This window comes from Caballeronia sp. LZ024 (assembly GCF_031451455.1).
GTDB classification, from domain to species: domain Bacteria; phylum Pseudomonadota; class Gammaproteobacteria; order Burkholderiales; family Burkholderiaceae; genus Caballeronia; species Caballeronia telluris.
Map to the genome: position 1 here is coordinate 1 of NZ_JARUXL010000059.1, position 496 is coordinate 496.

Annotated in this window: 1 protein-coding gene; it reads right to left on the reverse strand. The window is 57.3% G+C overall.

Features of this window, described 5'->3' with window-relative positions:
• Nucleotides 1–217, reverse strand: a 217-nt coding sequence (locus QCE48_RS32070; RefSeq protein ID WP_309794507.1) for a chemotaxis protein CheB, incomplete at its 3' end; no start/stop codon positions are given.
• Between the last annotated feature and the right edge of the window lie 279 nt (nucleotides 218–496).

Consider the following 496-nt stretch of genomic DNA (forward strand, 5'->3'; position numbering starts at 1 on the left):
GGCAATGCGGCGCGAGAAGCTCGGGTAGAAGGCTGCGCTGATTGCCGACATGCATGACAACGAGCACAGTTGCATGCAGGCCTTGCGGGAAAGCGGATAGGACCGTTCGCAGCGCGGCCAGGCCGCCGAGCGGTGTACCGATAACGATGACGTGACGATGGCCTGCCGGCATGTAGAAGAGTGCCCATCTTTCGAAGTTTTTAAGACTGAAGGTCACGAGCGCTGTACGCGAGACGAGCGTACACCGGAAGCGCGCTCATAGCGTCGTACGTAAGACAACCATTTCGAACGGAGCGGCGTGAAGTTAAAGCCATCCAGGCGTCATCCCGGAAAAATGCGTTTGCTTGGGGACAGCCATAAATTCCGCTCGTCATGGTGACGGGCACCTGCGTTGCTTTTGAGATGGGACCAGAAATGGAGGCAGCGATGAATTTAGACATACTCCAGATTGCGCGCGAGTCGGGACTGGTAGTCCTACTCGACGGCAGAATCGGCC